The sequence below is a fragment of the Bradyrhizobium cosmicum genome, assembly GCF_032290525.1.
GTDB lineage: Bacteria > Pseudomonadota > Alphaproteobacteria > Rhizobiales > Xanthobacteraceae > Bradyrhizobium > Bradyrhizobium cosmicum_A.
On the sequence record NZ_JASXTA010000055.1, the window covers coordinates 1 to 7393 of the forward strand.

The 7393-nt window shown below is 58.1% G+C and carries 4 protein-coding genes and 2 pseudogenes; 4 read left to right on the top strand and 2 right to left on the bottom strand.

The window, feature by feature from the left end; genetic code table 11:
* Nucleotides 1-137 precede the first annotated feature (137 nt).
* The 3 genes and pseudogenes from QSV46_RS38850 to QSV46_RS41640 all read left to right on the top strand — a co-directional run.
* A pseudogene (locus QSV46_RS38850) lies at nucleotides 138-959 on the top strand (aldehyde dehydrogenase family protein); the annotation flags it as partial.
* 264 nt (nucleotides 960-1223) lie between these two features.
* Nucleotides 1224-2459, top strand: coding sequence for a diaminopropionate ammonia-lyase (locus tag QSV46_RS38855; protein WP_314963970.1), 1236 nt, complete (start codon nucleotides 1224-1226; stop codon nucleotides 2457-2459).
* A 170-nt stretch (nucleotides 2460-2629) separates the two neighbouring features.
* Nucleotides 2630-2758 (top strand): annotated as a pseudogene (locus tag QSV46_RS41640) (ATP-binding cassette domain-containing protein); the annotation flags it as partial.
* Here QSV46_RS41640 and QSV46_RS38860 read toward each other — a convergent pair.
* Both QSV46_RS38860 and QSV46_RS38865 read right to left on the bottom strand, forming a co-directional pair.
* The gene (locus QSV46_RS38860; RefSeq protein WP_314963971.1) at nucleotides 2712-3284 is read right to left on the bottom strand and encodes a GNAT family N-acetyltransferase; all 573 of its coding nucleotides are present in this window, start codon (nucleotides 3282-3284) and stop codon (nucleotides 2712-2714) included. The pseudogene QSV46_RS41640 and the gene QSV46_RS38860 sit on opposite strands and share 47 nt — an antisense overlap.
* Nucleotides 3285-4500: 1216 nt before the next feature.
* Nucleotides 4501-5274 (bottom strand): polysaccharide deacetylase family protein, encoded by a 774-nt coding sequence (locus QSV46_RS38865; protein ID WP_409997288.1) that lies wholly within the window; start codon nucleotides 5272-5274, stop codon nucleotides 4501-4503.
* A 1425-nt stretch (nucleotides 5275-6699) separates the two neighbouring features.
* Here QSV46_RS38865 and QSV46_RS38870 point away from each other — a divergent pair.
* Nucleotides 6700-7101: a helix-turn-helix transcriptional regulator gene (locus tag QSV46_RS38870; protein WP_314963972.1), complete on the top strand. Its 402-nt coding sequence runs from the start codon at nucleotides 6700-6702 to the stop codon at nucleotides 7099-7101.
* The last annotated feature ends 292 nt before the right edge of the window (nucleotides 7102-7393 follow it).

The window sequence follows — 7393 nt, forward strand, 5'->3', positions numbered from 1 at the left end:
CTCCCTGCGTCACGAGCCCCGCGAAGCTCTCTCATCCTGATTGACGCTGCACTTCCATCCTGATTGCCGCGCCGCAGTCCCCGCTCGCGCACGCTCGCGTCCTCAGTTGCATCTGGAGCCTAAGCAACAACGATCGGAACGCGATGGCTCATCGGCCCACGCACAATCGGGCATCCTTTCACACCGGCACCGGCCTCAATCCCCGACTAAATCCGACCGCCGGTTTCGGGGCATCCTGTCGCGACAAGCGCTGCCAGGCTCTCGGAGGCGCCAAGAACCACATGGTTGTCATGTGGCTCTGCTGGCGAACGCTACATGGCGATCTCGGTGGCGGTGCCGATTGGAGATACCACGGCCGAGCGGCTGACCGAAAAGCTGGCGCCTAAGGTCCGCGCCCTGAACATCGGTCCTGACACTGCCGAAGTGGGGCCACCAGCAACAAAGCCACATCTCGATTAGGTCCGAGGCTACATCGACGTGGGCGTACAAGTAGGTGCAAAGCTGATCGTCGACAGACGCGACCTTCGGCGTCAAGGCTATGAAGGGGGATATTTCATCGGTCGAAGTCTATTTGATCGCGTGACCACCGGCATGAAACTTTGCCGTGAAGAGATCTTCGCTCCCGTCCTCGCGGTGGCTCGCGCCAACTCTTGTGATGATGCAGCGGACATGATTATCAAGAACGAATTTAGCAACGGCACCGCCATCTTCACCAGAGATGGTGATGCGGCCCGCGAGTTTGCCCATCAAACTCAGGTCGGAATGGTTGGGATTAACGTTCCGATCCCAGTGCCGATGGCGTTCCCCTCGTTCGGTGGCTGGAAAGCGTCCCTGTTCGGCGATCACCACATGCATGGACCCGAGGGCGTTCGCCTCTACACCAAGCGCAAGACGATCATGACTGGGTAGCCGACAGGGTCCGCGCCGGCGCCGAATTCCTCATGCCGACGATGAGCTGATCTTTTGAAGGAGAAGGCCGTGGACGGTCCCACGGCCTTCACACATAGCTGATCTCCAGACTCGCTGATATAGCGCGCGGGCCGCAGGTTTCTGTGAACTTTGCTCGATTGTTGTAAGAGGATCGTCGATCGAAAACCTGGTCGTGGCAAAGACGCGTGCAATACCCAGGCACTACTTCAAAATCACCCCAGAATGCGCCACTTATATGTCGTGAATGAAGTATTCCATACATAGCGCTACTGACGAGGTAAGAAAGCCAGACAATGTTTCTCCTCAACCAACACATCGACCACCGCGCTCCCCTCGATGCCTCGGACGCCGACGCGGTGAGCGTCGAAGCCGCTCGCGAGGTCGAGTGGTTTCTCAAGCATCGCGATGGCCACAAGGAAACCCCTCTTGTTTCTCTGCCAGGCCTTGCCCGCGAGATTGGAGTGGGTTCGATCCATCTAAAGGACGAAGGCCAACGTCTCGGCCTTGGGAGTTTCAAAGCCTTGGGAGGTTCCTATGCTGTGATCCGTCTGGTGCTCGACGAAGCAACTCGGCAGCTCGGTCGGGATGTTGACGCGTCCGAGGTGCACACACGTGAAGTGAATTCCGTGGCAAGAGGTATGACGGTCTCTTGCGCGACGGATGGCAACCATGGCAGATCAGTTGCTCATGGCGCCCAGCTCGTTGGTGCAAAATGCGCCATCTTCGTTCATTCAGGCGTGAGCAACGAGCGCATCGCCGCCATCGCCCGCTTTGGCGCGCAGATGATCCGCGTTGACGGTAACTATGATGACTCTGTCGTCCAAGCATCCCGAGTTGCCGCTCAAGAGGGTTGGATCACAGTGTCTGACACGTCCTGGCCTGGCTATGAGCGGATCCCGCGCTTTGTAATGCAGGGATACACCGCCCTCGTGAGCGAAGCACTACGTCAGTTGCCGGAGCCGCCGACACACGTCTTCATCCAAGCAGGCGTCGGTGGGATCGCCGCAGCCGTTGCTGGACATCTATCAATTCTGTTCGGCGACGGCCGGCCGTTCTTCACAGTTGTTGATCCGTCGCGGGCAGCATGCCTCTTCGAAAGCGCCCGGGCCGGGCATTCTGTCAAGATAGGCCATGGGCAATCGACCGTGATGGCGATGCTCGAATGCTACGAGCCTTCGCTCCTCGCTTGGCGCATCCTTTCACGCGCAGCGGATGCTTTTATGACTGTCGACGACGAGGACGCAATCAGCGTGATGAAAAGTCTGGCAAATCCGAAGGATGGCGATCCCGCCGTCGTTGCCGGCGAAAGTGGTGGTGTTGGCCTTGCAGCCTTGCTGAAGGCTGCTTCTGACCCGACCTCGCGTGGCAAGATTGGTCTTGGACCCAATGCACGAGTCTTCCTGATCAACACCGAGGGCGCGACAGATCCTCTCCTGTACGAACAGTTCGTCGGTGCGACACCAGCGCAAGTGACCGCGAAGAATATTAAACCGGTCAAGAACAGGTCAACGGATGGGGCGGGCTCGTGAGCCTTTCGTAAGCCGTCCTATCCGTACGCCCTGGGAGACTGGCCAGCGTTCCGCTCTTACAGAAGGCTCATCGCTGCGCAGAGGCCGGCCCTCTGCGCAGCGCAGCGGTCATGTCCGTTCGAGCTGGGCACGCGGAGGCTCGCTCAGAATGAGGGGTTTGAGATGCGCCGGTGCTCTCTGATTTGTCGGCCGGACTCAAACCCGGCACTACAAACTTCATCGCGGGTCAATCGGGCGCCGGCAAATCGACGCTCACGCAAATCTCGCAGGGGACGATTCCGGGATACAGCGGCTTAATGCGCGTTGCCGCCGAGGATCTAAACGTGATCTCTCCGCAGCATTACGTTTCGCACGTTGACCTGCTAAGCCGTGTAACGGCAATTTGAGGCGTGGGCCGATCTCTGCAAAACCCGCCTTCAAGTACAATGCTGAGTTGGGGCTACGGCTCCACATGGGTTGCCTCGGTGCCCCCACTTCGAGCTGGCCCCAGCCTTTTACCGTCCCCAAGCCCACCCCAGCCTCAATGAGACGCATCGCGACCCCAGACGATCGCTGATCCGGCACCACGTAGAGTTCGGTGATGATACCGTAGGTTCCACCCGCAAAAAGGGCAGCGCTTTCCGACAACATAATGAGGCCGACCGGGCGTGCGTCCGTGAAGGCCAGAAAACCATGGACGCGCTCTTTCATGGCCAAGAGGTCGACAACAAGCTGGGTATCTAGCCTGCCCTGCTTTTGTCCGCCCTCAAGTTCGGCTAGTAGGGCAGCAACCATGTGAGTCACCGTTGTGGCGTCATCGAGAGAGACTTCACGCGTGGTCACCATGTCATATCCTCTTCCAAGTTTTACCAACATACGATCTGGTCCAGCGGCGGCATCGGAGCAGGGCCGCCACAGCACCCGATCAAGAGTAGATATGCCGCCCGGTTGAAGGTCAGATGACGTCCGAGTTCACACCGAGGTGATAGCGACTTTGTGTCGCTCTTAGCTAAGTTTAATTATCTCGGGACTCGAAGCAGGAACATCGTGACGGGCGCACGGAGCAGACTCTTCTTCTTTGGACTTGCGTGTCGCCCCACATCGGGTGCTTCGTGTTCATGCTCGGACGTTACAGGAGCTAGGCTGACCGCTTGCGAAAAGGCTCAGCGATCTGGTTCTACGCTCCGCCTCGTAGAAAGTTCGAGCGGCAGGCCGACCAGCGATTTGTCGGATCTAGTCCCGAGCAATCACATTCGACGGTCCCATCGCAAGGGCTGCGCGCGTCGCGGAAAGAACGCTGCGAGACGCGGTATAACTGAATTACTCACCTTGTCGAAGATGTTGTTGGGCATCCTGAGCGTCCCTGACCGGCTTCATTGCATGAGATCAATGCTCTCAGAGAATCGTGGAACGCGCGAGTCCAAGGCACACTGTTTCTGGTAGTGTTTAGATAATCAGTTTTTCTAATTCTCATCGAGACGTGCCGTTTGTTGCTGCGTGATCAAGAACATCACGGAGGCCCGACGAACGCGTGCAACTTGGTCGTTGAGCTCGCCATTGAGGACGGCTTCTCTCGTGTTCTCCGAATAGACAATGTCCCGTCCTGATGAGCCGAGGTCACGGCCTGTCAGCGCATTGCCATTAAATGCCTTATGAGAGCACCGTCCGGGCCGTGTCGCGCGAGATGGTCTTTGTCGTTCGCGTGCATCACTTTACAATCTGTTTGTTTAGAAGACCTCTTCTAATGCTTGCGAACACGCGTTACAGCTTGAGACGGTCGCGGCATTCAGCGGAAGACCGCTTATGTCACCAGCGGTGGGGTTTTCCATTCCAAAATCAGGAAGTGCTGCACGACGAAAATGCTGAGCGGCTATGCGCCCTGCCACTCCTGCCGGCGCGTAAACGGCAAGGATGAGGCAGACGTCTGACGTGATCTACGTCACTTTGCAGTTCCTACCTACCCGAAACGGCTCAGGCGCGATTCCGCCTTCATCCTCGCACTGGCGAGCATGAACGACGGCTTAGATTGCTCCACACTCTGCGCGGCCGTGACATTCCGCCATCAATGCGTATCGGCATTCCTCTGCAGCGGCGCCGTCGGAACGATGTGAACGACGTGATAGCCGTTGTCGTGCAGGTACCGTAGGAAGGCGGGCATCATCGCGGCGGTATGTGCCTTGGCGTCGTGAAACAGAATGATCCCCTTCCCCTCAGCCTTGAGCCGGCTGGTGATGAGCTTCAGCTCCTGGTCTGGCGTCATTTCCTCCCAGTCGCTGGCCCACAGGTCCGCTCCGAACACGACGATGCCCCGAGACTGGAGTAGCTCGAGCGTCTGAGGGGTCGAGTCGAAATAGGGGAAGCGGAAGAACGGCGTCGAGGGCGCCATCGTCGATACGCCATGGAGCGCCGTTTCGTCGGCCGCAATCCCACGGTCGATGTCCTCTTTTGCCTTCTCGAGGCTGATCTTCGATGCCATCGAATGCGACCAAGTGTGGTGCGCGATGGTGTGGCCTTGCGCAGCGGCGCGCCGCACGAGCTCGGGAAATAGGGCTGACGACTTGCCGACCAGGAAGAACGTGGCTCGGACGCACTCCTGCGCGAGCGCCGCAAGCACCTCTTCTGTGTACGGCGGGTGGGGCCCGTCGTCGAAGGTCAGCACAACTTCGTGGTCCGCCAAGGGCAGCGTCTGGGGAAAGCTCTTCAGTCCGACCCGCGGATGAGTCTTGGCGTCAACGGCGAGCACGCGCGAGGTCCCGAGCGCGTCCTTACGCGGACAGTTGGCCGCGCCGGCCGGCATGACGCCGGCAAATACCGCCGTCGTGGCGCTCACGAGCAGCAAGGTCCAACCGTGCAGAAATCTGCCATCAAGGTCGTGTCCGGACGGGTGTCTGGTTGCGGCTTTAAACAAGATAGTCCTGCCGTCCTAGCGGGAGTTGCATTAGCCTGCCGTTAGCCGGTCCGTTTCCATTTCGGACTAGCTGATCCGTCGCAGAGGACCTGTGCTCAGATCGGACGACTTCGCTCCCGAGCGCATCAGATTGTCTGCAGCCAGATCATTTGCTGCGTCGTCCAATTGGAATTGATTTAGCCGCCGCCTTTGTACTTTGCCGGCCTCCACAAACGTCGGCTCGTCCAATGGTCACGTTCGCCCCTACACAGTAGCCATATGGCGATATTGATTAATGCAATGGCGCGGCACTGACGCCGAAATTCCGCGTTCCGATGCCGTTTGTTGGCGGATTTCACCCACGACTGTCGGCTTGGGCCGACGGCGCTCCAGCGACCGACAATTACAGCGACTGACCGGCAATACCGTCACCTTCATGAGGCGACGATCTTCCTCGCAGAGGACATGATATCAATCGAACCGCTTAGAACCGGCGGCTTTGCCGCGGAGCCGCCAATGCTGCAGAACGCCTACTGGATGCCGACGTTCAGCGTCCTTCTCCGTAGCACGACCATCGGCTCAAAATTCCATATGCTCGATGCCGATCGGCTCCTCGTTGTCGGATGCAGCCGCTAAGCGAAGGCAAAGTCGCGGGCGGCGGCATGCCACGGTTCTTAGGACGGCGCTTCGTGGCAACAGCAGGAATAATGCGCTGGGTTTGAATAATTGATTTTATGTGCTGACCGGTCAAGCACGTAACGCAGCGATTGCTGCTCTCTCCATGCCTCCGCCCCGAACGATAGTCGGTATGGAGGCTATGAGATTGTAGGCTTCTCCGGAAGGAAAAAAACATAGAGCGCAGGTATGGCCGCTGGATAGCTGTGGCGCACAAATAAGATGGATCGCACCCCCTTCTGACGCCCTCCGACATCACGCGATGCAAGCGATCGGTGCGGATCACGAGATGAATCAAGCATCGCGCGGCGACCTTCGACAATAGTGTCGCCCAGCGCCGTGGTCCGCACAGCTTTAATGACTTTGATTTTGTTCGAGCGGCAAGGGCGAAAAGACTCCGATCGAGGCATTAGAGCTTCCAAGTAATCGGATAATTCCGCGTACCGATGTCCGTTATCAACTCATCCAGTGTCAATGAGCCGTCGAGCGATTTACGCGAACAGAACCAGTCCTCCACGCCATTATCGGCCATGCCCACAACCTCTGGCTTGGAGCCGCGACGATGTAGCTGGGTCCGCTCCGCCTCTTCCATGGGGTCATGCAGAAAGCCGCGCTAGAGCAAGCGCGGGACGTAGTGCTGGCGGCTACCAGCTATGAGGAGACCTATCCCAGGCCTACGTTAGGTCGCGGATGTCAAGTGTGCCGTTGTTGCAACCACTGCTGTCGCGTTTACGACGTATGTCGCAATCGCTTCGACAGCCGATGGTGCCGCAGTTGGATCGACAGCTGATTGGTGCTCCAAAGCTTGTGTTGGCAGGAGAGTTTGAGATCGCCGCGCTGGTACGGCATTTGCTGATCGCGTTCCAATCGTCTCGGCTCCAGGAGAAACACATGATCGATGGGCAAGCCGTTGTGCTGTCCGCACGAGAAAAGGAGTGCTTGCGGTGGGTAGAGGAGGGCAAATCATCCTGGGAAATAGGGGGGATATTGAGAATCAGCCAGAACACCGTCGATTTTCACATCAAGAACGCTATGCGAAAGCTGGACGTGACCACCCGAATCCAGTGTGCTATCAAGGCGCGCCGCCTCGGGCTTCTTTGAACTGTTGGAGTGCTGCTGCTGTCATCTTGTACCGACGGCGGCGTATGAACATCAGGGGCCAGAACTACTCCATGGGATGGGATCGCATCTGCCGAGAGTAGCGGTAGTGGCGTCACGCGCCGCTTCTGTCCTGAGTGAACACGCTGGACTTGTAATCGGGCGGGTGTTGTGGCCGCGATAGCCCTTGTCGAGGAGAGCGCGCTCGATAGTCGTTTGTTCTTTAATCGCGGGCACGGTGTCAAGCCCGATAGACAAAAATGATCCGCTGCCGGGTTCATGGTTCTTTCCGCGG